At 66.6% G+C, this 25,226-nt stretch carries 21 protein-coding genes; 15 read left to right on the top strand and 6 right to left on the bottom strand.

Features of this window, described 5'->3' with window-relative positions; translation table 11 throughout:
* The first annotated feature begins 91 nt into the window (after positions 1-91).
* Entirely contained in the window at positions 92-712 is a 621-nt protein-coding gene (locus J2X67_RS16455) for a TRAP transporter small permease subunit (protein WP_309954382.1), read from the top strand.
* Positions 709-2,697, top strand: coding sequence for a TRAP transporter large permease subunit (locus J2X67_RS16450; protein WP_309954380.1), 1,989 nt, complete (start codon positions 709-711; stop codon positions 2,695-2,697). The genes J2X67_RS16455 and J2X67_RS16450 overlap by 4 nt, the downstream gene beginning before the upstream one ends.
* Before the next feature lie 22 nt (positions 2,698-2,719).
* Here the strand turns inward: J2X67_RS16450 and J2X67_RS16445 are convergent, their stop codons facing one another.
* Positions 2,720-4,810 carry a PEP/pyruvate-binding domain-containing protein gene (locus tag J2X67_RS16445; protein WP_309954378.1) on the bottom strand — a complete coding sequence of 697 codons (2,091 nt, stop codon included), beginning with the start codon at positions 4,808-4,810 and terminating at the stop codon, positions 2,720-2,722.
* Between the two features lie 139 nt (positions 4,811-4,949).
* Between J2X67_RS16445 and J2X67_RS16440 the strand changes: the two genes are divergently transcribed.
* Together J2X67_RS16440 and gorA are read left to right on the top strand one after the other, a co-directional pair.
* Positions 4,950-6,929 (top strand): DUF6600 domain-containing protein, encoded by a 1,980-nt coding sequence (locus J2X67_RS16440; RefSeq protein ID WP_309954376.1) that lies wholly within the window; start codon positions 4,950-4,952, stop codon positions 6,927-6,929.
* Between the two features lie 90 nt (positions 6,930-7,019).
* Entirely contained in the window at positions 7,020-8,378 is a 1,359-nt protein-coding gene (gorA, locus tag J2X67_RS16435) for a glutathione-disulfide reductase (protein WP_309954374.1), read from the top strand.
* On the opposite strand, the gene J2X67_RS16430 is transcribed toward gorA, so the two are convergent.
* On the bottom strand, positions 8,375-9,286 hold the full coding sequence (locus tag J2X67_RS16430) for a 2-dehydropantoate 2-reductase (protein WP_309954372.1): 912 nt from the start codon (positions 9,284-9,286) through the stop codon (positions 8,375-8,377). The genes gorA and J2X67_RS16430 overlap by 4 nt on opposite strands.
* Before the next feature lie 104 nt (positions 9,287-9,390).
* On the opposite strand from J2X67_RS16430, the gene J2X67_RS16425 reads away from it, so the two are divergent.
* On the top strand, positions 9,391-10,908 hold the full coding sequence (locus J2X67_RS16425; protein ID WP_309954368.1) for an AMP nucleosidase: 1,518 nt from the start codon (positions 9,391-9,393) through the stop codon (positions 10,906-10,908).
* Positions 10,909-11,007: 99 nt separating this feature from the next.
* Positions 11,008-12,018 carry a tripartite tricarboxylate transporter substrate binding protein gene (locus tag J2X67_RS16420; protein WP_309954365.1) on the top strand — a complete coding sequence of 337 codons (1,011 nt, stop codon included), beginning with the start codon at positions 11,008-11,010 and terminating at the stop codon, positions 12,016-12,018.
* A 22-nt stretch (positions 12,019-12,040) separates the two neighbouring features.
* Here the strand turns inward: J2X67_RS16420 and J2X67_RS16415 are convergent, their stop codons facing one another.
* Positions 12,041-12,730, bottom strand: a complete 690-nt coding sequence (locus J2X67_RS16415) for a helix-turn-helix transcriptional regulator (protein WP_309954363.1) — start codon at positions 12,728-12,730, stop codon at positions 12,041-12,043.
* 113 nt (positions 12,731-12,843) lie between these two features.
* Between J2X67_RS16415 and J2X67_RS16410 the strand changes: the two genes are divergently transcribed.
* Complete coding sequence (locus tag J2X67_RS16410; protein ID WP_409050507.1) at positions 12,844-14,016, top strand: cytochrome P450; 1,173 nt, start codon at positions 12,844-12,846, stop codon at positions 14,014-14,016.
* Between the two features lie 41 nt (positions 14,017-14,057).
* Here J2X67_RS16410 and J2X67_RS16405 read toward each other — a convergent pair whose 3' ends face one another.
* Both J2X67_RS16405 and J2X67_RS16400 read right to left on the bottom strand, forming a co-directional pair.
* Positions 14,058-15,017, bottom strand: a complete 960-nt coding sequence (locus tag J2X67_RS16405) for a pyridoxamine 5'-phosphate oxidase family protein (RefSeq protein WP_309954361.1) — start codon at positions 15,015-15,017, stop codon at positions 14,058-14,060.
* Complete coding sequence (locus J2X67_RS16400) at positions 15,014-15,679, bottom strand: glutathione S-transferase (protein ID WP_309954358.1); 666 nt, start codon at positions 15,677-15,679, stop codon at positions 15,014-15,016. Before J2X67_RS16400 ends, J2X67_RS16405 begins: the two co-directional genes overlap by 4 nt.
* A 111-nt stretch (positions 15,680-15,790) precedes the next feature.
* Between J2X67_RS16400 and J2X67_RS16395 the strand changes: the two genes are divergently transcribed.
* From J2X67_RS16395 to J2X67_RS16365, 7 genes are all read left to right on the top strand, one after another.
* A complete protein-coding gene (locus tag J2X67_RS16395) occupies positions 15,791-16,681 on the top strand; it encodes a LysR family transcriptional regulator (RefSeq protein WP_309954356.1) in 891 nt (296 codons plus the stop codon).
* Between the two features lie 52 nt (positions 16,682-16,733).
* Entirely contained in the window at positions 16,734-17,714 is a 981-nt protein-coding gene (locus tag J2X67_RS16390) for an ATP-binding cassette domain-containing protein (RefSeq protein WP_309954354.1), read from the top strand.
* Positions 17,715-17,717: 3 nt separating this feature from the next.
* Positions 17,718-18,563, top strand: coding sequence for an ABC transporter permease (locus J2X67_RS16385; RefSeq protein ID WP_309954352.1), 846 nt, complete (start codon positions 17,718-17,720; stop codon positions 18,561-18,563).
* Positions 18,564-19,222: 659 nt separating this feature from the next.
* A complete protein-coding gene (locus J2X67_RS16380) occupies positions 19,223-19,675 on the top strand; it encodes a MarR family transcriptional regulator (protein ID WP_309954349.1) in 453 nt (150 codons plus the stop codon).
* A gap of 75 nt (positions 19,676-19,750) precedes the next feature.
* Positions 19,751-20,176: an organic hydroperoxide resistance protein gene (locus tag J2X67_RS16375; RefSeq protein ID WP_126750043.1), complete on the top strand. Its 426-nt coding sequence runs from the start codon at positions 19,751-19,753 to the stop codon at positions 20,174-20,176.
* A gap of 176 nt (positions 20,177-20,352) precedes the next feature.
* Entirely contained in the window at positions 20,353-21,468 is a 1,116-nt protein-coding gene (locus J2X67_RS16370; protein WP_309954346.1) for a DUF2855 family protein, read from the top strand.
* Between the two features lie 33 nt (positions 21,469-21,501).
* A complete protein-coding gene (locus J2X67_RS16365; protein WP_309954344.1) occupies positions 21,502-22,536 on the top strand; it encodes a serine/threonine protein kinase in 1,035 nt (344 codons plus the stop codon).
* Here the strand turns inward: J2X67_RS16365 and J2X67_RS16360 are convergent.
* Positions 22,527-23,414 carry a LysR family transcriptional regulator gene (locus J2X67_RS16360; protein ID WP_309954342.1) on the bottom strand — a complete coding sequence of 296 codons (888 nt, stop codon included), beginning with the start codon at positions 23,412-23,414 and terminating at the stop codon, positions 22,527-22,529. The genes J2X67_RS16365 and J2X67_RS16360 overlap by 10 nt on opposite strands.
* A gap of 90 nt (positions 23,415-23,504) precedes the next feature.
* Between J2X67_RS16360 and J2X67_RS16355 the strand changes: the two genes are divergently transcribed.
* On the top strand, positions 23,505-25,226 hold the full coding sequence (locus tag J2X67_RS16355) for an acyl-CoA dehydrogenase family protein (protein ID WP_309954340.1): 1,722 nt from the start codon (positions 23,505-23,507) through the stop codon (positions 25,224-25,226).

Below are 25,226 nucleotides of genomic sequence, written 5' to 3'. Positions count from 1 at the left end.
CGATCCGTTGATGCGAGGGCACCCGGCGCGGTGCCCTCTTTTCATGCCTGTGCGTCCGTGCTGCGCCGCGCGCAGCGAGGAGTTCATTTCGATGCAATCTTTCCTGTTGGCCGTCGATCGTTTCTCGACGTGGATCGGCAAGACCTTCGCATGGTGCGCGCTGCTGCTCACGCTGCTCATCAGCTGGGAGGTGTTTTCGCGCTATGCGCTCAATCGCCCGCACGCCTGGGTGCTCGACGCGCAGATCATGCTGTACGGCGCCATGTTCATGACGGCCGGGGCGTACACGCTCTCCAAGAACGGCCACGTGCGCGGCGACGTGCTCTACGGCTTCTTCCGTCCCCGCACGCAGGCGCTGGTCGACCTGGTGTTGTACATCGTCTTCTTCCTGCCCGGCATCGTGGCGCTGACCTGGGCCGGATGGATCTATGCGGGCGAATCGCTCGCCATCCGCGAGCAGACCTTCTCGGCCGAGCCGCTGCCGCTCTATCCGTTCAAGTACATCATTCCGCTCGCCGGTTTCACGCTGCTGTTGCAGGGGCTGGTCGAGATCATCCGCTGCGTACAGTGCATCCAGAGCGGCGCGTGGCCTTCGCGCGAGCAGGACGTGGAAGAAGTCGACGTCGAGAAGCTCAAGGAAATGGTCAACGTCAAGGACGAAGACATTGCCGCGCTCGACCGCGTGGTGGTTTCCAAGGAGGCCGCACGATGATCCGCCGCGAACTCTGGTTCGGCCTGTCGTTCATGGCGCTGATCGTGATCGGCGCGGCCTCGGTGCTCGTGAGCGCCGACACCATCACCAACGGCCACCTGGGCCTGCTCATGCTCTCGCTCGTGGTGGTGGCCATCATGCTGGGCTTTCCAACGGCGTTCACGCTGATGGGCATGGGCATGCTCTTCACCTGGCTGGCCTACGACCGCGACTGGCACCGCACGCTCGACCTGATGGTGCAGGCTGCCTACAAGACCATGGCCAACGACGTGCTCATTGCGGTGCCGCTGTTCGTCTTCATGGGCTACCTGGTGGAACGCGCCAACCTCATCGAGTCGCTGTTCAAGAGCCTGCACCTGGCGCTTGCACGGCTGCCGGGTGCACTGGCCGTTGCCACGCTGGTTACCTGCACCATCTTTGCCACCGCAACCGGCATCGTCGGCGCGGTGGTCACGCTGATGGGCCTGCTGGCCCTGCCCGCCATGCTGCGCGCGGGCTACAGCGTGCCGCTGGCCGCGGGCGCCATCACGGCAGGCGGGTGCCTGGGCATTCTGATTCCGCCCTCGGTGCTGCTGATCGTCTACGGCGCGACCGCGGGTGTCTCCGTGGTGCAGCTGTATGCGGGCGCATTCTTTCCGGGGCTCATGCTCGCCTCGCTGTACGTGGTGTACGTGATCGTCATCGCGCGGCTCAAGCCCCAGTGGGCGCCGCCGCTTTCGCGGGCGGAACGCGAGGTGCCGCTGCCCCCGCTGTCGCAGCGGCTGGCCGACAGCCCCGCTGCGCACGCGGTGGTGGGGCTGCTGAAAGGCCGGCGCAATGCGGACGTGCCGTTTTCGCATGTGCTGCGGCAGCTTGGCATCGTCGCAATGCCCGGCCTGATCTTTCTGCTTTTTGCCGGCTTCGGCTACAAGGCCGTAACTACCGTAGAGGCGCAGGCGCGCTACGAGATCGAGGAGATCGGCGCCACGCGCAGCGGCACCGCCGAAAGCGCAGGCGGCGGCGGATTGCAGGAACCGCCTTCCACCGGAGGCCTGCAGGAGCCGCCGGCCGAGGGCGGACTGCAGGAGCCCCCTTCCGGCGACACGCCTTCTTCGCCTGCAGCTCCTTCCTCTTCAGGCCCGCTGGCCGAACCACCCGGCGCAGCCACCGCACCAGCCGAAGCAGCGGCGGCGCAACCGCCCACCGCAAGCATGGCCGCCGACGCACCAGCGACAGAAGGCGCTTCGGTGCGCGCCGCACCCACCTGGTGGTGGGTCACCTTCGCCATCTTCGGTGCGATGGTCACGCTGTTCTACCTGTTCCTGAGCTTCGCGCGGCTGGAGATCTTCAAGATGCTGCTGGCCTCGTTCTTTCCGCTAGTGCTGCTGATCCTTTCGGTGCTCGGCTCGATCGTGCTGGGCCTGGCAACGCCCACCGAGGCGGCGGCCATGGGCGCGCTTGGCGGCATGCTGCTGGCGGCGGCCTACCGGCGGCTCAACCTGTCGGTGCTGAAGGAATCGGTGTTTCTCACGGCCAAGACCTCGGCCATGGTGTGCTGGCTTTTCGTGGGCTCGGCCATCTTCTCGGCGGCGTTCGCGCTGCTTGGCGGGCAGGCGCTGGTGGAAGAGTGGGTGCTTGGCATGAACCTCACGAAGGTGCAGTTCCTGGTGCTGAGCCAGGTGATCATCTTCCTGTTGGGCTGGCCGCTGGAGTGGACGGAAATCATCGTGATCTTCATGCCCATCTTCATTCCGCTGCTCGACAACTTCGGCGTCGATCCGCTGTTCTTCGGCTTGCTGGTGGCGCTGAACCTGCAAACCGCGTTCTTGAGCCCGCCGGTGGCAATGGCGGCGTTCTACCTGAAGGGCGTGAGCCCGCCGCACGTCACGCTGAACCAGATTTTCCTGGGCATGCTGCCATTCATGGGCATCCAGGTGCTGGCCATCGTGCTGCTGTACATCTGGCCGCAGATCGGGCTCTGGCTGCCGCAGCTGCTCTACAAATAAGCGGCAGGGCGGCGCGCAAACTTCAGCGCCGCCGCTCCACGTAGGGCCGCGCCTGCAGCAGCACGACGCGGTCACCCACGGTGGCCCATTCGATGTCCTGGTCGACGCCGCCGAACGCGCGCTTCACGGCCGCGCCCACGTTGGCCAGCCGCACCACCAGTTCATCGGTGAGCACGTTGCGGCCGGCCTCCACGGGCACTTCCTTCACCCCGCCCTCCTTGTCCAACTGCAAGGATGTTTCTTCGGCTGAGCGGCTCAGCACCTGAATGGCCTTGGACCAGCTCGAATACATGACCTGCTCCGCCACGCGCTTGCCTTCGACCACGCGAATGCCGATGCCACGCTTGGCCGAGATGTAGGTGACATGCGGATGCCCGGCGTCGAACGGGTCGCGCGTGATCATCACGCCGGCATTGGCCGAATCGATGGCGGTCTGCACGAACACGCCCATCAGCACCGACTCCGCGCCGAAGCCGGCGGCGCTGCGCGCCTCCCATGCTTCGGGGTTGAAGACCGATGCCCACACCTTCTTTACCGCCAGTTCGAGTGCATCGCCCGTCTTGACGTTGGGCACCGTGGTGTAGAGCCCCGCGCCGCTGAAGCCGGGCAGGTCTTCCGAGTTGGACGAGCTGCGCACGAACACGCCGCCGCCGCCCAGCTGCGATTGCCATGCGGCGCGCCACGCCGCAGCAGTGGCCGCATCGACAGGCCACTGCACGATTTCTTCGCGCAATTGCGCGAGCGCCTTCTGCCTGACTTGCGGATCGCTTGCAAAACCAGGCTGCTGCTGCATGCGAGCGATACGGTCCGCAAGACCGTTCGTGCGCATGAAGCGGTCGTAGTGAGCAAACGGAATGCAGAAGCCGTCCGGCACCGTGGTCTGCGGGATGCGCGCGGCCAGCACGGCGCCGAGGTTGGCGGCCTTGGAGCCGCACTGCATGCTGTTGCGTGCGCGCAGTGATGCGAGCGGCAGCAGGCGGGTTTCCCGCAGATCGGGCTTCGCGGCTTTCGCGCCGCCGGGCACGGCACCTATGGCGGCGGCGCGCACATTGCGCGGCGGCAGCGCCGCGATCTCGTCGGGCGCAAGGCGGCGCAACTGGTAGCCAGAAGCCGCGACCTTCAGCGCCACCCACTGGCCTTCATGCTCGCGCAGCACGGCCGCGGCATCGCGCACATAGGCGTTGGGAATGCCCCAACCCTTGGCCAGCAGGTTGACGTGCGAAAGCGCCGTCGAAGGGCGCTCGGTCAGCACGCCGGCCACGGGCGGCAGATTGATCGGCACCTGGCGCAGCACCGCAATGTCGTCGGGCAGCAGCGCGTTCAACACGTTCGCACCCGAGGCCTCGTCGACGATGCGCACCCGGCCCGTTGCCGTGCCGAGGTTCATGGGCATGTAGGGCTGTTCGCGGATCAGCGCTTCCTGGCTGACAAAGTCGATGCCGGTTTCTTTTGCAACACGCTCGTGCAACGTCGAATTGGTCTTGAACTTGACCGGCGCAAAGAAGCTGGCTTTCACCTGCGCATCGGCCTGCCGCAGCAGCGCGGGGGTGAGCTGGTCGCCCTCCCAGTACTCGTAGGTGAAGGCGCCGATGTTTTGTTGCCAGCTGAGCGTGCCGAACAGGAAGCGGCGATCCGGCACAAGATAGTTGCGGTCGATCTCGCGCTTGCCCGCGCCTGGTGCAAGGCCGGTGTCGCGCACGAAGCGCACATGGAGCTGGAAGCGTGGGGTGTCGATGTAGTAGGTGCGCACGGGCTTGGCGCGGCGGTCGACGGCGAAGAGCACGTGCGCCAGCTGCATCGGCGTGCCGGCGTCGTAGACACGCGCAAGGGCGTCGAAGTCGCCCCGGCTGCGAAGCGCGGCCAGTGATGCGGGCGCCGCCGGTCGCGCGGGGGTGGCTTCGGGCGCGGCATTGGTGTTGTTCTGCTGCTGGTAGTAAGAGGGCTTGCGCGCCAGCTGGGCCTCGGCAGTCGGCGCCGCAGCCCAGGCCATCGCGCCAAAAGCGAACGGGAGCGCGAGTTCGAGTGCGGTTGCGAGCGTTGCCGCACTCCATGATTTGCTATGGTTCCGGTAGCGCACTTTGCCCGATGCACCTGGGTTGTTATGGTTTTTCATGCAGAGTCCCTCATTACAAGCGGTTGCCGAATGTGCGTGCGCTTCACCAAGCAGTGGGCATGCGCTGACAGCGGCAGCGGATTCTCGCGCGTTACATGTGCATCGCTTCAACCCGGTCCCGCGAACCAGAGACAAACCCATGACCCGCCCCGCCTTTTCCCTTCTCAACCGGCCGCTGCACCGGTGGCTTCTCGGCCTGGTACTGCTTTGCCTTGGCGCCGCCGCCAGCGCACAGCAAGACCCGCCTGGCCGCGTAGCGCGCCTGAATCTTCAGCAAGGCACGGTGAGTTTTGCGCCGGCCGGCGAAGACAGCTGGTACGACGCGCAGCCCAACCGCCCCATCACCACCGGAGACCGCCTCTGGACCGACCGCAACGCACGCGCCGAAATCCACGTTGGTTCAGCGGCGTTGCGGATGGACGGGCAAACGCACGTCGAATTCTCTGAACTCGACGACGACACCGTGCGCATCACTGCGAACCAGGGCAACTTGCAATTGCGCGTGCGCGACGATCTTTCGGGCCAGCGCGTCGAGGTCGATACCGGCAACCTCGCCGTGGTGATCGACGCCCCCGGCGAATACCGCATTGCGGCCGATCCGTCCGCCGGCACCACGTGGGTTGCGGTGGCCTCGGGCCGCGTCACGCTCCATGGCGAAAACGGCCAGTCGCAAACACTGGGTGCGCGGCAGCAACTCACTGCGTCCGGCCGCGACCTTGCCGCGGTGAACAGCTTCCCGCCGCAGAACGGCGGCTTCGACGCCTGGGTGGCCGAGCGCAACCGCATCGAAGACCAGTCGGTTTCGGCGCGCTACGTGTCGCGCGAGGTGGTCGGCTACCAGCAGCTCGACAACTACGGTGACTGGCAGAACGACCCCTCCTACGGCGCCGTCTGGTTCCCGCGCAACGTGGACGCCGACTGGGCGCCCTACCGCGACGGCCAGTGGGTCAACGTCGCGCCCTGGGGCCTGACCTGGGTCGACGCCGCACCGTGGGGCTTTGCGCCCTTCCACTACGGCCGCTGGGCCCGCGTGGGCCCGCGCTGGGCCTGGGTGCCGGGGCAGGCTACCGCACGGCCCGTCTATTCGCCCGCGCTGGTCGGCTTTGTGGGCGGCGGCGGTGGCGGCGCGAACGCCACCTTGCAGATCGGCGACGGCCGCAGCGGCGTAGGCTGGTTTCCGCTCGCGCCCGGCGAGCAATGGCGCCCCGCCTACAGCGCGAGCCCTCGCTATATCGATCGGGTGAATCGCATGGCCATCTACCGGAACCGCCAGGCCGAGATGCGAAACGACTTCTATGCCAACCAGCGGATGCCGGGCGCGGTGACCGTGGTGCCGGCCGACCGTTTCGGCCGCGGCCCCTTCGGCCGGCGCGACCTGGTGCGTTTGCCCGACGACCGCTTTGCGCGCGTGCCGGTGGCGCCGGCACCGGGCATTCCGATGCATGGCTTTGGCGGCGGCTTCGGCCGGCCTGCCGCCATGCAGCCGCCGCCGCAACTTCGGGCACGCCAGCAGCAGGAGTTTCAATACGAGCAGGCGCGGCAGGTGCAGCAGATGCAGCAGGCCCAGAACATCCAGGCCATGCAGCAACGCGCAGCGCAGCAGCAGGCCGCACAGCAACAACAGCAGCAGCAAATGGAATGGCAGCGACAGCAAGGCCAGCGCCAGCAGCAGGACTGGCAGCAACGCGGCCACCAGAACCAGAACCAGAACCAGAACCAGAACCAGTGGCAACAGCAACAGCAGCAGCAACAACAGCAGGCGGTCCGGCAGCAGCAGGAGTTGCAGCAGCGTGCCGCCCAGGCGCAGGCGCAGCAGCAACAGGTGCAGCAGCAGCAGCAACGCGCTGCGCAGCAGGCGCTCGCCCAGCAGCAGATGATTCGCCAGCAGCAAGAGATGCAACAGCGCGCCGCGCAAATGCAGCAGCAGGCCCTGGCCCAGCAACAGGCCCAGCAGAACGCCATGCGCCAGGCCCAGGAAGCGCAGGTGCGCGCGATGCAGCAGCAACGCGGCATCGCTCCGCCGCCCCAGCCTCAGCAGGCCCAGCCCCAACCGGCACCCGGCCAGCGTGGCGGCGACGAACGGCGCCGGATGATGACGTCACCTGATTCGCAACGCTAAACGTGCGGGGGCGCGTTGCCGCGCGCAAGACCCGCAGAACCCGGTGCTCCCCGCTGGCGGCTAAAGTCGCCGGCAAGGAGCACCGTTCACATGCGCACATTCGACTTCGACCTTTTCGTCATCGGCGGCGGCAGCGGCGGGGTGCGGGCAGCGCGCATGGCGGCGCAGCACGGCGCGCGCGTGGGCCTGGCCGAAGCGGCGGACCTTGGCGGCACCTGCGTCAATGTGGGCTGCATTCCAAAAAAGCTCTACAGCTACGCAGCCGGCTATGCCGAAGCCTTCGAGGAGGCGGAGGGCTACGGCTGGAACCTGCCGAAGGCGCCGAAATTCGACTGGGCCCACCTCAAGGCCCAGCGCGCAAAAGAAATTGCGCGGCTCAATGGCGTGTACGCCTCGCTGCTTAAAAATTCGGGCGTCAAGCTGGTCACGGGTTGGGCGCAGCTGGTCGACGCCCACACGGTGCAGGTCGACGGCAAGCGCCACACCGCGCGCCACCTGCTCGTTGCCACCGGCGGCACGCCTTTCGTGCCCGACATTCCGGGTCGCGAACACATCGCCACCTCGGATGCGATGTTCGACCTCGACCCCTTTCCCAAGCGCCTGCTGGTGGTGGGCGGCGGCTACATTGCATGCGAATTCGCGTCGATCTTCAACGGCCTCGGCTCCAAGGTAACGCAGCTGCATCGCCGCGCGCACCTGCTCACCGGTTTCGACGACGACGTGCGGCAGTTCGTCGCCAACGAAATGGGCAAGGCAGGCGTCGAAGTGCGGCTCAACGTCGAGGCCGCCTCGGTCGCGCGTGGTCCGCACGGCCTCGTGGTAACGCTTGCGCGCGGCCAGCAGATAGAGGCCGACACGGTGCTCTTTGCCACCGGCCGGGTACCCAACACGCAGGGGCTGGGCCTGGAGGCCGCAGGCGTTGCGCTCGACGATCGCGGCGCGATTGCGGTCGATGCGCACTACCGCAGTTCGGTGCCCTCGATCTACGCGGTGGGCGACGTCTCCACCCGCGTGCAGCTCACGCCGGTGGCGCTTGCCGAGGCCATGGCCGTGGTCGATGCATTGTTCGGCCAGGGCAAGCGCAAGCTCGACTACGAGTTCATTCCAACCGCAGTGTTCACGCACCCGAACATCGGCACCTGCGGCTACACCGAGATCGATGCGCGCGCCAGGTTCGGAGAGGTGACGGTGTTCTCGAGCGAGTTCAAGTCGCTGCGCCACACGCTCTCCGGCCGCAGCGAGCGCACCTTCATGAAGCTGGTGGTGCAAAAGTCGACCGACCGCGTGGTGGGCCTGCACATGGTGGGTCCCGATGCGGGCGAGGTCGTTCAGGGCTTTGCGGTGGCCATGCGCGCGGGCGCGACCAAGGCGCTGTTCGACAGCACCGTAGGCATCCATCCCACGGCGGCCGAAGAGTTCGTGACCATGCGCGAACCGATGCCCGGCTAGACCCCTGGCTTCAGCCGCTGCTTGCCTTCGAGCAGCTTCACCAGCACCAGCAGCACGCGGTTGGCCGGCGTGGGCACGCCGAGCGCTTCGCCGCGCCGCACGACAAAGCCGTTGAGGTGATCGATTTCGCTCGGCTTGCCGCGCGCAAGGTCCTGGGCGGTCGACGAGTATTGCGAGGGCATCGTCTGCACGATGGCGCGCACGGCCGCACCGGTGTCTCCGGGAATGACGATGCCCCCCGCCTTGGCAACGGCAAGGCATTCGTCGACCACGCCGCGAATCACGTCGTCCACACCCTGGCCTTTTGCCAGCTCGCCGTACGGCAGCTGGGTAATGGCGGACAGCGCGTTGTAGGCGCAGTTCAGCACCAGCTTGGCCCAGAGCGAGCCGCGCACGTTATCTGAAATTTGCGTTGGCACGCCCGCGGCTGCGAAGTGCTGCGCCACCTGCCCGCTGGTGCGCGAAGGCGCAATCACCAGTTCGCCCCGGCCATGGTGCTTCACGTGGCCCGGCCCGGCCATCTCGGTGGCCACGTAGACGACGGCTGCGGCCACCTCGTGGCGGGGCAGCACCGCGCGCACACGCTCGTCGTTGTCAACGCCGTTTTGGAGCGTGAGCACCAGCGCATCGGCCGAAAGGTGCGGTTCGATCTGCGCTGCGGCCAGCTCGGTGTCGGTGGACTTCACGCAGAACAGCACGAGGCCGGCGCCCTGCACTGCGCTGGCTTCGGTGCTCGCATCGAGTCGCACGTGGTCGTCGAACGCCTTGGTCTCCAGCCGCAGCCCCTTTGCGCGAACGGCTTCCACGTGCGAGGGCCGGCCGATCAGCGCCACCTCGTGGCCTGCGCGCGCCAGCATGGCACCGTAGTAGCAGCCGACTGCACCGGCGCCCATCACTGCGACCTTCATTGCTTCACCTTTCGGGATGTTCGGGGAGATTGCTCGAGGTTAATCGGTTCACCCGCACCTTTCTGGGCGGCGCTCTGCCGGCACGGGCATTGCACAATGCCGTCATGCCTCACATGCCCACTTTCGTTGCTCCCGCCCGCTTCAACGACGCCAACGCGGCGCTGGACCAGGTCAAGTCCATCTACCAGGGCGGCCTCGCGCACCTGAGGGAATCGATGCTGCGCTTTGTCGCCGGCGAAGCGCTGCCCGGCCGGGTGCGCGCCTGCTACCCCTTTGTGCGGGTGCACACGCACACGGTGTCGCGCCACACGCCGCCGGCCAACGCCGGCTTGAGCTACGGCTTTGTCGCAGGGCCGGGCCGCTACGAGACCACGCTGACGCGGCCCGATCTTTTTTCGCGCTACTACCTGGACCAGTTCCGGCTGCTGCTCGAAAACCACCAGGTCGAGATCGAGGTGGGCACCAGCACGCAGCCGATCCCGATCCATTTCTCGTTCGCCGAAAACGACCACATCGAAGGCACCATGAGCGACGAGCGGCGCGCGCTGATGCGCGACGTGTTCGACCTGCCCGACCTGGGCGTGATGGACGACGGCATTGCCAACGGCACCTACGAAGCGCAGGCCGGCGAGGCGCAGCCGCTGTCGCTCTTTACGGCGGCGCGGGTCGACTATTCGCTGCACCGCCTGCGGCACTACACCGGCACTGCGCCCGAGTGGTTCCAGAACTTCGTGCTGTTTACCAACTACCAGTTCTACATCGACGAGTTTGTGCGCCTCGGCCACGAGGCCATGGCCGACGAGAAGAGCGAATACATCGCCTTCATCGAGCCCGGCAACGTGATCACGCGCCGCCGCGGCCTGCCCGCCGGCGCGAGCACCAACTTTGGCGCCTTGCTCGACGGCAGCCAGGGCACCGCGCCCCCGCGCCTGCCGCAGATGCCGGCCTACCACCTGGTGCGCGAAGACTGCAGCGGCATCAGCATGGTGAACATCGGCGTGGGGCCCGCCAACGCCAAGACCATTACCGACCACATTGCCGTGCTGCGCCCCCACGCCTGGATGATGCTGGGCCACTGTGCGGGCCTGCGCAACGCGCAGCAGCTTGGCGACTACGTGCTTGCTCACGCCTACGTGCGCGAGGACCACGTGCTCGACGAAGAACTGCCGCTGTGGGTGCCGATTCCGGCGCTGTCCGAGATCCAGCTCGCGCTGGAAAAAGCGGTGGCCGACGTTACGCGCTACACCGGCCCCGACCTGAAGAAGATCATGCGCACCGGCACCGTTGCGAGCACCGACAACCGCAACTGGGAGCTGCTGCCCGGCAACCAGCCGCAGCGCCGCTTCAGCCAGAGCCGGGCGGTGGCGCTGGACATGGAAAGCGCCACCATTGCCGCCAACGGCTTCCGGTTCCGGGTGCCGTACGGCACTTTGTTGTGCGTGAGCGACAAACCGCTGCATGGCGAAATCAAGCTGCCGGGCATGGCGAACCACTTCTATCGCGAGCGGGTGGAGCAGCACCTTCGCATCGGTATGCGGGCCATCGACATCCTTCGCGAGCAGGGTTCTACACGGCTGCACAGCCGCAAGCTCCGGAGCTTCGCGGAGGTCGCTTTTCAGTAATATTTAACACTTATTAGGGTTTACACCTAGACTGACAGGTAGGTGACAGACTCATTTCGCGGACATCATTGGTTACTTCTGCCAACAACTGGAAACGAAATGCCTAGTTCGTCGCCTGCGAGCCTTTCTCGCCGCAACTTCAATGCATGGATGGCGAGCGCAGCCGCGGTCGCGGGCGCCGGCCAAGCCGCGCTCTGGTCCCGCCCCGCGGGCGCCGCCGAACCGCAGCTCATTTCCAAGCTGCGCATCGTCATTCCGGCCAACGAAGGCGGCGGCTGGGACCAGACCGGCCGCGCGCTCGGCGCTGCGCTGGTCGCCTCGGGCGCTGCGGGCGAAGTGGTCTACGAAAACATCGGCGGCAAAGGCGGCACGATCGGCCTGGCCAAGTACGTCGAAAAGTACGACGCCGATGCCGACACCCTGCTGATGAGCGGCATGGTCATGGTCGGTGCGGTGGCGCTGCAGAAGCCGCCCGTCACCATGGCACAAGTGGCGCCCGTGGCGCGCCTCACCAGCGACTACGAAGTGGTGGCGGTCAAGGCCGATTCACCCATCAAGACGCCCAAGGACCTGATCGCCCAGCTGCGCGCCGACGCGGCCAAGACCATCATCGCCGGCGGCTCCGCAGGCGGCGTGGACCACATGTACGCCGGCATGCTGGCACGCGTGGCCGGCAATACCGCAGGCCTGGTCTACCAGCCGTATCCGGGCGGCGCGCAGGTCGTCGAGGCGCTGGTCACGGGCAAGGCGGTGGCGGGCATCTCGGGCTTCAGCGAATTCAGCGAAAGCCTCGCAAGCGGCAAGCTGCGCGCCATCGGCGTGTCGTCGAAGCGTCCGTTCCTCGGCATTCCGTCGGTGCGCGAACAGGGTGTGGACGCCGACCTGGCCAACTGGCGCGGCGTGCTCACCGGCAAGAAAGTGCCCGCCGACCGCAAGGCCGTGCTGCTCGAAGCCGTGCACCGCGCCACCACCGCCGACGTGTGGAACAAGACCATCAAGCGCAACAACTGGGATTCGTACTGGATGGCCGGCAAGGACTTCGAGAGCTTCCTCGAGCTGGACCTGGCCATGGCCGGCCCGATGATCTATTTGCTCAAGCTGAAGGCCTGACGCGGCGCTTCGGGCAAAGAGTTCACGCAAAGAGCTCCGGCAGTTCGCGCAGCGCCTTGGGCGTGAGCGACAGTTCGCGGCTGTCGAGCGCCTGGCGCACCCAGCCGCGGCGCAGCGACAACTGGAGCCACGCCGCGCCGAGCGCACCGCCCAGATGCGGGCGACGCTCGCTCCAGTCCAGGCAAGGGCAGGCAAAGCGCCGACGCGAGCGGCGCACCGCATCGACCTCTACGCCCAAGCTCTCCAGCGCCACCGCACCTTGCGACGTGAGTTCGTAAGAACCGCTCTGCAGCCCGCTCAGCCAGCCTTGCGCATGCAAGCGGTCGTGCAACGCCACGCCGGCCGTGCCGGCCATGTGGTCGTAGCAGGTGCGCGCCGTGCGCAGCCGGCTTGGCGTGCTCGGCTCGAAAGCCGCGGGCCGCGGCGTGCCCGCCACGACCATGAGGCTTTCGAGTGCGGCGGCCACGTTGTCGTCGGCCAGGCGAAAGTAGCGGTGCTTGCCCTGCACCAGCAGTTCGACCAGCCGCTCGTCCTTCAGCCGCGCCAGGTGCGCACTGGCGGTGGATGCGGCCACCTCGGCCACTGCCGCGAGCTCGGTCGCGGTGCGCGCGTGGCCGTCCATCAGGCAGCTCAGCATGCGTGCGCGAGCAGGTTCGGCAATGGCGCCGGCCAGGCGTGCCAGCTGGACGTCCGCATTTGCAGACACGGCCATGGTTCCGCGAGGCGATGAAGTAGTGCTCATCCCGCCATCGTAAAGCGCCGCTGCATCCGACACTTCGTTCATGGCCGAAGTGTGCCGGCGGCTTCGGCCGCACACTGCGCGGCATGAATCCAAGCCCCTTTTCTTCTTTAGGCATGCCCGCCGATGCGGTCGCGGCCGTCACGCACGCCGATCCCTATCCCTTCTACGAAACCCTGCGCGCCGGGCCGCCGCTCGCGTGGAACGAAAGCCTCCGCCTCTGGGTTGCGAGCCGCGCCGACGTCATCGAAGCACTGCTGCTTTCACCAGGCGCCCTGCGGGTCCGGCCGGTTTCAGAACCGGTGCCGCGCGCAATTGCCGGCAGCCCTGCGGGCGAGGTGTTCGGCCATCTGGTGCGAATGAACGACGGGCCGGCGCACACGGCGCACAAGCCGGCACTGCAGCGCGCACTTGCCGGGATGGATCTGAACGCCGCGCATGCCGATGCGCTGCAGGTTGCGCGACTCGTGCCCGAGGCGCCACTGTCGGATACCTTGTTTGCCATGCCCATCCAGGCAGTGGCCCACCTGCTGGGCTTTGCGCCCGAGACGCTGCCGCAAGTCACCGCGTGGATGCGCGACTTTGTCGCGTGCCTGTCGCCGCTTTCGACCGAGGCGCAATTGCAGCGTGCAAGCATCGCAGCCGATGCATTGATGACGCGATTCGAAGCCCTGGCTGCAATCGCGCCACCGCGGCACGGCACGCTGCTGGCGGCTGTGCTTTCTGACGGCGAAGCGGGCTCGCCGCCTTCGCGAGCGTTGCTTGCCAACCTGGTGGGGCTGCTCTCGCAAACCTGCGATGCAACGGCCGGGCTGCTGGGCAACAGCCTTGTCGCGCTGATGCGCGAACCCGATCTGCGCGCTGCCGCACGCGCGCAGGGCGGCTTGCATGCCATCGTGGAGGAAACGGCGCGACACGACCCCTCGGTGCAGAACACGCGGCGCTTCGTGGCGGAGCCCGTCACCACGGCGGGCGTGCAGTTGGCTGCAGGCGATGCGGTGCTGCTGGTTCTGGCTTCGGCCAACAGGGACCCTGAGTTCAACGCCGAGCCCGACCGCTTCATGCCCATTCGCACGCAGCGGCGCATGCTGGGCTTCGGACACGGGGTGCACGCCTGCCCCGGCCAGGCGCTGGCCTGCACACTCGCGGCCGCCGGGCTCCAAGCGATGCTTGCGCGGGGCATCGACCTGGACGCCCTGCGCGAGCGCGGCTGGCACTACAGGCCCTCGGCCAACGCGCGCATTCCGGTGTTCGACTGAAGCGCAGGGGGCCGCCAAGCCATTATTGCGGCGTACGGCCCTCAGCCCACCCAGTGGCCCATGCGGGCCAGGTGCGGCGACAGTTCGGCACCGCCCCAACGCAGCGGCAAGGCACCCGGACGCCGCAGCACCTGCTCGAGCCGCAGGCGCAGCAGCCGCTCGGCACCTTCGAACGCATCTACCTCTGGGCCATTCCATACGATCTCTGCGGTGGCTGTCACATGCAGCAGGTCGCCGTTCTCGAAATCGATGAACAGCAGCCCGGCGCGCGGATGAACCGACAGGTTGCCCAGCGTGTTGAAGAAGCGGTTGCCGGTGAAATCGGGCACGGTGAGCACGCCGTCCTCGCCCACCCTCACGAAGCCCGGCAGCCCGCCGCGGTGCGATACGTCCACACCCTGCGCCGCCGGATCGGCCTCGTCGCCAACGGCCGCATGCTGTGGCAACGCCGACGCGATGAAGAAGGTGTCGGCGCGGCCGATGAGCGCGCGCGCCGCATCGTCGAGTCCGTCGATCCACTGCGCCGGCGCCGCAACCTGGCCCGCTGCAAACAAGGGCTCCCGCGCCTGGATGTACTTGGGGCAATTGCCGAAGCTCTGCTGCACCTCCACCGTGAAGCCGGTGGCATCGATTGCCTCGACACTGCCGTTCATGCGATTGCGCCGCCGCGTGTGGGGCTGAATGCCGAGCAGGCCCAGCGATGCACCCTGTGCCAGTTGGGCAGCCAGCGGATCGCCCGCCATGGGCAGCGCATCGATGCGCAAGTGCGTCGGGTCCGGAGAGTGCGCAAAGCCGGGCGGCGCCGCCAGCACGCTGGCCCAGGGTTGCAGCTGCGCATCCATGCTGCCGACGATGAGGAACGGCAGTTGCGCGAAGAACTCGCGATGCTGGTCGGGCATGTAGTCGCGAATCACGCGCGAGCCGGCCGCGGCCATGACCTCGCGCGAGCCCGCCAGGGTTTGCAGCGCGCGTTCGCCGGCGTGGAAGGGTGCGGCAATCATGCGGCCGCCGCAAGCCCTATGGGCGTACGCACCATGGGCACAAAACCGGGAAGCGCCTCGATGCGTTCGAGCCAGCCGCGCAATTGCGGATACGGCTCGAGCGACACGCTGCCCTCTGGCGCATGCGCCACGTAGGCGTAGTTGGAAAGGTCCGCCAGCGTGACCGACGGGCCCGCAAGAAAAGCCTCGCGCTGCAGGTGCGTCTCCATGACCGACAGCAGCAGGTGCGAACGCGATACCGTTTCGGCCGGGTCCACAGGCAGGCCGAACAGTGCCACCACGCGGGCTGCCGCCGGGCCGTAGGCCAGCGGCCCCGCGGCCACCGAGAACCAGCGCTGCACGCGCGCGGCGCCGACCGGATCGCGCGGCATCCAGCGGGCCGGATCGGCGGCATAGCGCTCGTTCAGGTACACCAGGATGGCGTTCGAATCGGCCAGGGTGACCTCCCCGTCTTCGATGACCGGAACCTGGCCGAAGGGATTGCGGGCCAGGAATTCCGGCGTGCGCGTCGCCTTCTGGCGAAGGTCGAGTTCAATGAACTCTGCAGGCAAGCCGAGCATCGAGAGAAAGAGCCGCACGCGGTGCACGTGGCCCGAGATCGGCGTGCCATAGAGCTTGATGGGCTGCGCGGGAAGGCGGGCGGCTGCGTTGCTTGCGTTCATGTGTTTTCCTCGAAGGGCTGTGGGATGGCTGTATTGTTTTCTAATCCGATAAATGAATGAATAGCTTCAACAGGATTTCACTACTGCGTTTTTCGGTTTAATAATCTCGCCATGGACCGCTTCAAAGCCATGCAGACCTTCGTGGAGATTGCCGAACAGGGCAGCCTCACCCGCGCTGCCGAGTCGCTGGGCAACTCGCTGCCCGCCGTGGTGCGCTCGCTCGCGGCGTTGGAAGCGCACCTGGGTGTGCGGCTCTTCCACCGCACCACGCGCCGCTTGTCGCTTACCGAGGAGGGCCGCCATTACCTGGCCAGTGCGCGCGAGGTGCTGCTTGCGGCCGACGCGGCCGACCTCGCACTCAAGGCCGAGGCGCACGAGCCGGCAGGCCAGCTCACCATTACCGCGCCCGTGCTCTTCGGCCACATGTACGTGGGGCCCGCCATTACGCGCTTCATGAAGCGCTACGACAAGGTGCGCTGCAGCGTGCTGCTGTACGACCGCACGGTGAACCTGCTGGAAGAAAACATCGACATCGGCATTCGCATCAGCCCGCTGCAGGATTCGTCGCTGGTGGCCCAGGCGCTAGGCACCATCCGGCGCGTGGTGGCAGCCAGCCCCGACTTTCTTGCGCAGCACGGCGTGCCGCGGCATCCGCGCGACCTTGCCGGCGCTCCGTGCGTGCGCGGCCGCATCGACGCACCGCCCCAATGGCAGTTTCACGAAGGCGGCAAGACCGTGAGCGTGACGCCGAGCAACCGCCTGGAGTTCAACCACCTCGCGCCCGCCGTGGAAGCTTGCGCGGCGGGCATGGGCTTTGGCACTTTCTTTTCTTACCAGGTGCTGCCGTATGTGGCGCAAGGGCGGCTGAAGCTGGTGCTCGAAGACTACGAGCCGCCACCCCGGCCGGTGAGCGTGATCTACCCCAGCGCGCGCCTGCTGCCGGCCCGGACACGGGCTTTCATCGACTGGATGAAGACCGAGTTCAGCGGCATGCGGATGTAGCGCCTGGCGCCGGTTGCTCCAAGGGCGGCGGGGTTGTCCATCCGTTGAAGCGATGGCGGCAGGTTTCACGGGCCTGGGCCAGAATGGCCGCGTGCCGACCACTTCTTTTCCCACCCCCCTCTTCCAGGCCAGCCATCTCCTCAAGCGTTATGGCACCGCCACGGTCGTCGACGATCTGTCGTTCGAGATTGCGCCCGGCGAATGCCTGGGCGTGATCGGCCCGAACGGCGCGGGCAAGACCACCACCATTCGCATGTGCTTGGGCCTGACCGCGCCCGACGGCGGCCAGATCTCCGCACTGGGCCTGCAGATGCCGCGCGATGCGCTTGCCATCAAGGCGCAGCTAGGCGTGGTCTCGCAGTTCGACACGCTCGACCCCGACTTCAGCTGCGCCGAGAACCTTGTGGTGTACGGCCGCTACTTCGGTTTCAGCAAGGCCCACGTGCGCGAGCGCGTGCCGCAGCTGCTGGAGTTTGCGGCGCTTTCGCACAAGGCCGACGCAAAGCCCGGTGAGCTTTCCGGCGGCATGCGGCGGCGCCTTTCGCTCGCGCGTGCGCTGGTGAACGACCCGAGGCTGCTGCTGCTCGACGAACCCACCACCGGGCTCGACCCGCAGGCCCGCCACCTGATGTGGGAGCGGCTGCAGGTGCTGCTGCAGCAGGGCAAGTCGATCCTGCTGACCACCCACTTCATGGACGAGGCCGAGCGACTGTGCTCCCGCCTGCTGGTGCTCGACCATGGCCGCAAGATTGCCGAAGGACGACCGCGCGACCTGATTGCCGAGCACCTCGAGCCCGACGTGGTCGAGGTGTATGGCAACGGCGCGCTATCGCTGGCCGAGTCACCGGAGCTCAAGGCTTTGGCGGCGCGCGTGGAGGTGAGCGGCGAAACCGTGTTCTTCTACACGCAGGATGCACGCCGCCTGCTGGATGCGCTGGCGCAGCATGGCCGGCTGCGCACTTTTCATCGGCCGGCGAACCTCGAAGATCTTTTTCTCAAGCTCACCGGTCGGCAGATTCGCGAGGAGGGCTAGCCAATGAACGACACGACGACGACGACAACAGCAGCAGCGGGCAACACGCCGCCAGCGCGATCGGTATGGCGCGCCCCCGAACTCTCGCTGCGCTGGTGGCCTGTGTTTTTGCGCAACCTGCTCGTGTGGCGCAAGCTCGCCATACCGAGCCTCATCGGCAACATTGCCGAGCCCTTGATCTGGCTCGTGGCTTTCGGCTATGGCATGGGAGCGCTGGTGGGGCAGGTGTCGGTGGACGGCGTGAAGGTGCCTTACATCCTTTTCCTGGCCAGCGGCTCTATCTGCATGAGCGCAATGAACGCTGCGAGCTTCGAGGCGCTGTACTCAGCCTTTTCGCGCATGCATGTGCAGAAGACCTGGGACGGCATCATGAACGCGCCTGTGGGGCTCGACGACATCGTGCTGGCCGAGATGCTGTGGGCGGCGTTCAAGTCGATCTTTACGGTGACCGCGATCTTGTTCGTGATGCTCGGGCTGGGAATCAGCCACAGCCCGAAGCTGATCGTTGCGTGGATGGTGCTGATGGGCGCGGGGATCACGTTTTCGTCGATTGCGCTGATCTTCAATGCGCTGGCGAAGGGGTATGACTTTTTTACTTACTACTTCACGCTGTTCATGACGCCGATGATGTTCTTGAGTGGGGTGTTCTTTCCTTTGGAGCAGTTGCCTTCGGCTGTGAGGGGTGTGGCGGCTTGGCTGCCGTTGACTAATGCGGTGGCTTTGGTGAGGCCTCTTTTTATGGATCAGTGGCCTTTGGGGTGGGGGCGGCATGCGGCTGTGTTGGGCGTTTATGCGGTTGTGGCGTTTTGGGTGGCGTTGGGGTTGACTCGGAAGAGGTTCCGGGCTTAACGGGGCTTGGTTTGTTTTCCGAGGCCGGGTGTCGCCCCGGCGGGCGACTCACTTTCTTTGCTTCGCCAAAGAAAGTAAGCAAAGAAAGGCGACCCCTACTGTCTGCGTCCCTGCGCTTCGCTACGGGCAACCTGCGGTGCTCGACTCCGGCGGGGGTCCGCAGAACTCGCTTCGCTCAAACAGCTGCGGCCCTGATCCCGCCTCCATCTGCGCTCCTCGGCGCATACAGAAGGGGCGGGGAGCGGGCAGCCTTCGCTCTCGCTCGGCCCCAACACCCAATACCAACAGCCGACTCAATGCCGACCACTGCGTCGCGCAGCGCCGCGGTGGCCTGGAGGCCGAGCGAAGCAAAGGCCCGCATGGGTTGCACTCCCCTCTGTATGCGCCGAGGAGCGGAGGGTTTCGCGGATCAGGGCCGCAGCTGTTTGAGCGAAGCGAGTTCTGCGGACCCCGCGAAACCTGAGCACCGCAGGTTGCCCGTAGCGAAGCGCAGGGTCGCAGACAGTGGGGTCGCCTTTTCTTTGCTTACTTTCTTTTGGCGAAGCAAAAGAAAGTGAGTCCGCCGCCGGGCGGATTCCCGGCCCCGGAACACACCCCCCCCAAACTGAACCTAAAACAACTACATTGCACACAATTAAATTGCGAACTACAATTCCCCCATGCCCTCCCCCCAACCCAAAGACGAATTGCTCAAGCTGGACAACCAGCTCTGCTTCGCCGTCTACTCCGCCTCATTGGCCATGACCCGCCTCTACAAGCCGGTCCTGGAAAAGCTGCAGCTCACCTACCCCCAATACCTCGTAATGCTCGCCCTCTGGGAGCAAGACGGCCCCACCGTCTCCGCACTCGGCGAACGTCTCTCGCTGGATTCCGGCACGCTCACCCCATTGCTCAAGCGGCTCGAAGCCAACGGTTACGTGGCCAGGGTGCGCGACGTGGCCGACGAGCGCCGCGTGCACATCACGCTTACCGCCGCCGGCCGCAAGCTCAAGGCGCGCGCAGCCAACGTGCCCGAGTGCCTGATGGCTGCCTCCCAGTGCTCCGTACCCGAGCTGATTTCGCTTACCCAGCAGATGCAATCGCTGCGCGACCGCATCAGAAAAGCGGCCTGAGGTTTTCTTCCGCTTCGATCCAAAAAGAAGCTCTTTTTCACCGTTCCCTCCACCCTCATCCACAAAGGAATCACCATGACCACCAAACTCGACAAGGTTCTCTACACCGCTGAAGCCCACACCGTCGGCGGCCGCGACGGCGCAGGCAAGTCCAGCGACGGCGCCATCGACGTCAAGCTGAGCTCGCCCGGTTCGGGCAAGCCCGGCACCAACCCCGAGCAGCTGTTCGCGGTGGGCTACGCCGCCTGCTTCATCGGCGCCATGAAGGCCGTCGGCCCGAAGATCGGCGTGAAGGTGCCCGAAGACGTGGCCATCGATTCCAAGGTTTCCCTCGGCCCGACGAACGGCGGCGCGGCCTACGGCATTTCGGTGCAGCTCGCCATCACGCTGCCCGGCCTGGACGCTGAACAAAAGCAGAAGCTGGTCGACACGGCGCACCAGGTCTGCCCGTACTCGAACGCCACCCGCGGCAACATCGACGTTGAACTGACCATCGCCTGATTCCGCGCCGAGTGCGCAGAAAAAAAAGAGCGCTCCGGCCACAAGCCGGGGCGCTTTTTCATGGCCGGCGTTGTCTCACGGGCGACGCGCAAGGTGCAAACGCGATAGCGCCTTTCATCAAGCTTGGCTAATGTGGCCGCACGCCCTTCAACGCACCGTGGAGATCGATCGACACCATGAGCACCACCAACCTCCTGATCCGCAAGGACGAGCTCGCCGCCTCGCGCCTGCACACCGCCACCGACCAGCCTTTGGCCTACGGCCAGGTTCGCGTTCGCATCGACAGCTTTGCGCTCACGTCCAACAACATCACCTATGCCGCATTCGGCGATGCAATGAGCTACTGGCAGTTCTTCCCTTCGGGCGAAGAAGGCTGGGGCAGCATTCCGGTTTGGGGTTTCGCGAGCGTGGTGCAGTCGCTGCACCCGGGCGTGGCGGTGGGCGAGCGGTTCTATGGCTACTGGCCGATGGCGTCCAGCGCGGTGCTGAGCCCCGAGCGGCTGTCGCCGGAGCGCTTTGCCGACGGCGCGCCGCATCGCGCGGCACTGCCCGCCGTCTACAACCAGTATTTCCGCTGCAACGCCGACCCGCTCTACACCGCCGAGACGGAAGATGCGCAGGCGCTGCTGCGCCCGCTGTTCATCACCTCTTGGCTGATCGACGACTTCATGGCGGACAACGACTTTTTCGGCGCCGGCACCATGCTGCTGTCGAGCGCATCGAGCAAGACGGCGTACGGCACCGCCTTTCAGTTGCACCAGCGCGAAGGCATCGAGGTGATCGGCCTCACCTCGCCCGGCAACGTGGCCTTCTGCGAAAGCCTGGGCTGCTACGACCGCGTGGTGACATACGACGCGCTCGACAGCATTGCGGCCGATACGCCCTGCGTGTACGTCGACTTTGCCGGCAACGGTGGCCTTCGCAGCGCCATTCACACGCGCTTCGCCAATCTCAAATACAGCTGCTCGATCGGCGGCACGCATGTGGAGCAGCTCTCGTCCAAGGGCGCCGGCAAAGATCTGCCGGGCCCGCGCGCCACCTTGTTCTTTGCACCCGCACAAATCAAGAAGCGCACCGCCGAATGGGGTGCGGACGAGTTCGGCCGGCGCATGGTGTCCGCCTGGCGCAGCTTTCTGTCGACAGTGAGCGACGCAAAGAACCCGTGGCTGCGCGCCGAGCACCACCACGGCGGCGAGGCCGTACAGGCGGCCTACGCGCAGGTGCTGGCCGGCAGGGGCGATCCGCGCACCGGCCATATCCTTTCGCTTTACAAGCAACCCGGCGGGCTTTGAGGGCGCCGGCGCGGGGGTAGCGACAATCGCTGCATGACCCCTTCCCCCGCAGCGCCTGCCAATACCCATCCCTACGAGAGCCTCACGCCCGACGTGGTGCTCGACGCGCTCGCAACGCTCGGCCTGCACGGCGATGGCCGGCTCACCGGCCTCAACTCCTATGAAAACCGTGTCTACCAGGTGTACCTGGAAGACCGCAGTGCGGTCGTCGTCAAGTTCTACCGGCCCGAGCGCTGGAGCGAAGCCGAGATTCTTGAAGAACACGCCTTCTCGCTCGAACTGGCCGCGGGCGAGGTGCCCGCAGTGCCGCCGCTGGCCTTCGACGGCACCACGCTGCACCACCACGCCGGTTTTGCCTTCAGCGTGAGCCCCTACCGCGGCGGGCGCGCGCCCGAGCTCGACGACTTCGAGGTGCTCGAATGGGTCGGCCGGTTCCTTGCGCGCATCCACACCGTGGGCAGTGCCAAGCCCTTCGAGGCGCGCCCCGCGCTCGACCTGCAGACCTTCGGCATTGCCTCTCGAGACTGGCTGCTGGCCAACAACAAGGTGCCGCTCGATGTGCAGCGCGAATGGGAAGCGGCCTGCAACGAAGCGCTGGACATGATCGGTGCCACCGCCCTTGCGGTGAATGCGCCGGCCTCGGAGTTCCAGCCGCGCAAGCTGCGCCTGCATGGCGACGTGCACCCCGGCAACATTTTGTGGACGCCTACCGACCGGCCCGGCGGCGGCCCGCATTTCGTCGACCTGGACGACGCGCGCACCGGCTTTGCGGTGCAAGACTTGTGGATGCTGCTTTCGGGCGACCGCGCGCAGCGCACCTCGCAGCTGTCGGGCCTGCTCGACGGCTACGAACAGTTCCGTGAATTCGATCGCCGCGAACTCGCGCTGATCGAACCGCTGCGCACGCTGCGGCTCATCCATTACAGCGCCTGGCTCGCGCGCCGCTGGGAAGACCCGATTTTCCCGATCAACTTTCCGTGGTTCGGCTCCAGCGACTACTGGAAGGGCCAGATCCTCGTGCTGCAGGAGCAGTGCGAACAAATGGCCGAAGAGCCGCTCTACGCCTGAGCGGCGGCTTCCGCCACGCCTTGCAGGAGCCGCTCCACGAGCACGTTGGACGGGCCCGCGCGCCACACGCCATAGGCTTCCGACTGCGCCACCGCACGGTCGAGCGGGCGAAACACGGCGCCGCGCAGCGCCGAGTGCCGCATGGCCTGCGGCACCAGCGCCACGCCCATGCCCTGCGACACCAGCGACACCACGGCCAGCCAGTGGCGCACCTCGTGCCGCACCTCGGGCAGGAAGCCCGCATCGGCGCAAATCGAAAGAATGCGCTCGTGATAGTCGGGTGAGGCCTCGCGCGAGAACAGCACGAAGGGCTGGCTGTGCAGGTCGGCCGGCGCCAGCACCCTCTTGCGCGCGAGCGAATGCCCCGCGGGCAGGCAGCACACAAAGGGCTCGGACACCAGCAAGCGGTGATGCAGCTCGGGCGGCATGCGGCTCGTATGAACAAACCCAAGATCGAGCCGGTCGTGCAGCAGCTCGGAAATCTGCACGCCCGAATTGAGTTCGCTGAGTGTGATGCGCACTGCCGGGTGCCTGGCCTGGAATGCCCGCAGCGCCGGCGGCAATCCGCGGTAGAGCATGGCACCCACGAAGCCGATGCGCAGCCGCCCCGCAGAACCGCTTGCCACGTCGCGCGCTTCGGTGGCCGCCTCTTCGGCCTGCTGCAACAGGCGCCGCGCCGAAATACGCAGCGCCTCGCCCGCATGCGTGAGCCGCACCTCCTTGCTGTTGCGCTCGAAGAGCCGCGCGCCCACGGAGTCTTCGAGCTGGCGAATGGCGACCGAGAGCGGTGGCTGCGAAATCGACAGGCGCCGCGCCGCTCGCCCGAAGTGAAGCTCTTCGGCCAGCACAGAAAAATAGCGCAGGTGTCGCAGCTCCATGAATAGGCAGATCGAATCGAACAAGACCAATTCGATATTAGACACGGATCGTTGCTGCTTCAACAATGCGGCGAACCAGGAGACAAACGCATGCCTGAAAACGCCGCACACGCCGCGCCGCAAGCCGCGCACGCCCATCCCATTCCCGACCGCCACGGCCAGAACCTGTTCACCGCCGATGCCGAGTTGCACCGGCTGCTCGCGCTGTACCTTCCCGACGACCTGCGCGTCCACATGCAGCCGCACTTCGAGCGCCTGGGCGGCCTGGCGGGCGGCCCGCTCGACGAACTGGCCGGCACCGCCGACCGCAATCCGCCCACGCTGAAGCAGCGCACCCGCACCGGCCTCGACGAGCAGAAGGTCGTCAAGCACCCGGCCTATGTGGAGATGGAACGCCTGGCGCTCAGCGAGTTCGGCCTGGCCGCCATGTCGCACCGCGACGAAACGCTGGGCTGGAAAGGCAAGATGCCGCCGCTGGTCAAGTACGTGCTGACCTATCTTTTCGTGCAGGCGGAGTTCGGCCTGTGCTGCCCGGTCTCGATGACCGATTCGCTCACGCGCACGCTCAAGAAATTCGGCGACGCAGGGCTGGTCGCGCGCTTTCTGCCGCGCCTCACCTCGCTGGACTTCGACGAGCTTGCGCAGGGCGCCATGTTCATGACCGAGCAGGCCGCGGGCTCGGACATTGCCGCCACCGCGACGATGGCCCGGAGAGAGGCCGACGGCAGCTGGCGCATCACCGGCGACAAGTGGTTCTGCTCCAACCCCGATGCCGACTTTGCAATGGTTCTCGCGCGCGCCGAAGACGGCGCGGCGGGCATGAAGGGCGTGTCGCTCTTTCTGCTGCCGCGCCGTCTCGATGACGACAGCCTCAACCGCTACCGCATCATCCGGCTGAAGGACAAGCTGGGCACCCGCTCGATGGCGAGCGGCGAGATCCGGCTCGAAGGCGCGGTCGCCTACCTTGTGGGCGAAGAGGGCCGGGGTTTCGTGCAGATGGCCGACATGGTGAACAACTCGCGCCTGTCGAACGGCGTGCGCGCAGCGGGCCTCATGCGCCGCGCGGTGGCCGAAGCCGAATACATCGCGTCGCAGCGCCGTGCCTTCGGCCGCACGCTCGACCAGATGCCGCTGATGCAACGCCAGCTGGACAAGCTGCGCGTGCCGGCCGAGCAGGCACGCACCATGGTGTGCCAGACGGCGCTGGCGCTCGCGCGCTCCGACGCTGGTGAGCCCGACGCGTATGCACTGCTGCGCATCCTCACGCCGCTCATCAAGTTCCGCGCCTGCCGCGATGCGCGCAAGGTAACGGGCGATGCGATGGAAGTGCGCGGCGGTTGCGGCTACATCGAAGAGTGGAGCGATCCGCGCCTGGTACGCGATGCCCACCTGGGCTCGATCTGGGAAGGCACCAGCAACATCGTGGCGCTGGACGTGATCCGCGCGGTGAAGCGCGAAGGCTCGCTGCCGGTGCTGCGCTCGCACTGCGAGAAGCTGCTGGGCGACGCAGCGCTCGCGCCGGCTTTTGCGCAGGCGCTGCGCGATGCACTGGCACGCGCCGCAGCGTTGGCCGAAACCGCCGCGCGCGAAGGCGGCGACGTGCTCGCGCGCCAGGCCGCATCAGCGCTTTACCACTGCACCAGCGCCATCGCGATGGCATGGGAAGCCGCGCACGGCGGTTCAGCACCGCGCCTGCGGTGGGCGCAACTCGTGCTGCTGCACCGCGTGCTGCCGCGCGACCCGCTCGCGCCCGACGCAATGCCTGCGGACTGGAACAGCGCCGCGGCGCGCAGCACCGAAGCCATTGCCTGA

It is taken from the genome of Variovorax sp. 3319 (genome assembly GCF_031456585.1).
GTDB lineage: Bacteria > Pseudomonadota > Gammaproteobacteria > Burkholderiales > Burkholderiaceae_C > Variovorax > Variovorax paradoxus_P.
This window is presented reverse-complemented; position numbering and strand designations above follow the sequence as displayed.

Excerpts from the sequence above, each read along its gene's own strand:
- J2X67_RS16430 (WP_309954372.1), bottom strand. The coding sequence starts at position 9,286 with ATGAAGGTCGCAGTGATGGGCGCCGGTGCAGTCGGCTGCTACTACGGT.
- J2X67_RS16425 (WP_309954368.1), top strand. The coding sequence starts at position 9,391 with ATGCCTCACATGCCCACTTTCGTTGCTCCCGCCCGCTTCAACGACGCC.
- J2X67_RS16385 (WP_309954352.1), top strand. The coding sequence starts at position 17,718 with ATGAACGACACGACGACGACGACAACAGCAGCAGCGGGCAACACGCCG.
- J2X67_RS16365 (WP_309954344.1), top strand. The coding sequence starts at position 21,502 with ATGACCCCTTCCCCCGCAGCGCCTGCCAATACCCATCCCTACGAGAGC.
- J2X67_RS16375 (WP_126750043.1), top strand. The coding sequence starts at position 19,751 with ATGACCACCAAACTCGACAAGGTTCTCTACACCGCTGAAGCCCACACC.
- J2X67_RS16380 (WP_309954349.1), top strand. The coding sequence starts at position 19,223 with ATGCCCTCCCCCCAACCCAAAGACGAATTGCTCAAGCTGGACAACCAG.
- J2X67_RS16420 (WP_309954365.1), top strand. The coding sequence starts at position 11,008 with ATGCCTAGTTCGTCGCCTGCGAGCCTTTCTCGCCGCAACTTCAATGCA.
- J2X67_RS16445 (WP_309954378.1), bottom strand. The coding sequence starts at position 4,810 with ATGAAAAACCATAACAACCCAGGTGCATCGGGCAAAGTGCGCTACCGG.
- J2X67_RS16390 (WP_309954354.1), top strand. The coding sequence starts at position 16,734 with ATGGCGGCAGGTTTCACGGGCCTGGGCCAGAATGGCCGCGTGCCGACC.
- J2X67_RS16360 (WP_309954342.1), bottom strand. The coding sequence starts at position 23,414 with ATGGAGCTGCGACACCTGCGCTATTTTTCTGTGCTGGCCGAAGAGCTT.
- J2X67_RS16455 (WP_309954382.1), top strand. The coding sequence starts at position 92 with ATGCAATCTTTCCTGTTGGCCGTCGATCGTTTCTCGACGTGGATCGGC.
- J2X67_RS16370 (WP_309954346.1), top strand. The coding sequence starts at position 20,353 with ATGAGCACCACCAACCTCCTGATCCGCAAGGACGAGCTCGCCGCCTCG.
- J2X67_RS16415 (WP_309954363.1), bottom strand. The coding sequence starts at position 12,730 with ATGGCCGTGTCTGCAAATGCGGACGTCCAGCTGGCACGCCTGGCCGGC.
- J2X67_RS16395 (WP_309954356.1), top strand. The coding sequence starts at position 15,791 with ATGGACCGCTTCAAAGCCATGCAGACCTTCGTGGAGATTGCCGAACAG.
- J2X67_RS16450 (WP_309954380.1), top strand. The coding sequence starts at position 709 with ATGATCCGCCGCGAACTCTGGTTCGGCCTGTCGTTCATGGCGCTGATC.
- J2X67_RS16400 (WP_309954358.1), bottom strand. The coding sequence starts at position 15,679 with ATGAACGCAAGCAACGCAGCCGCCCGCCTTCCCGCGCAGCCCATCAAG.
- gorA (WP_309954374.1), top strand. The coding sequence starts at position 7,020 with ATGCGCACATTCGACTTCGACCTTTTCGTCATCGGCGGCGGCAGCGGC.
- J2X67_RS16355 (WP_309954340.1), top strand. The coding sequence starts at position 23,505 with ATGCCTGAAAACGCCGCACACGCCGCGCCGCAAGCCGCGCACGCCCAT.
- J2X67_RS16410 (WP_409050507.1), top strand. The coding sequence starts at position 12,844 with ATGAATCCAAGCCCCTTTTCTTCTTTAGGCATGCCCGCCGATGCGGTC.
- J2X67_RS16440 (WP_309954376.1), top strand. The coding sequence starts at position 4,950 with ATGACCCGCCCCGCCTTTTCCCTTCTCAACCGGCCGCTGCACCGGTGG.
- J2X67_RS16405 (WP_309954361.1), bottom strand. The coding sequence starts at position 15,017 with ATGATTGCCGCACCCTTCCACGCCGGCGAACGCGCGCTGCAAACCCTG.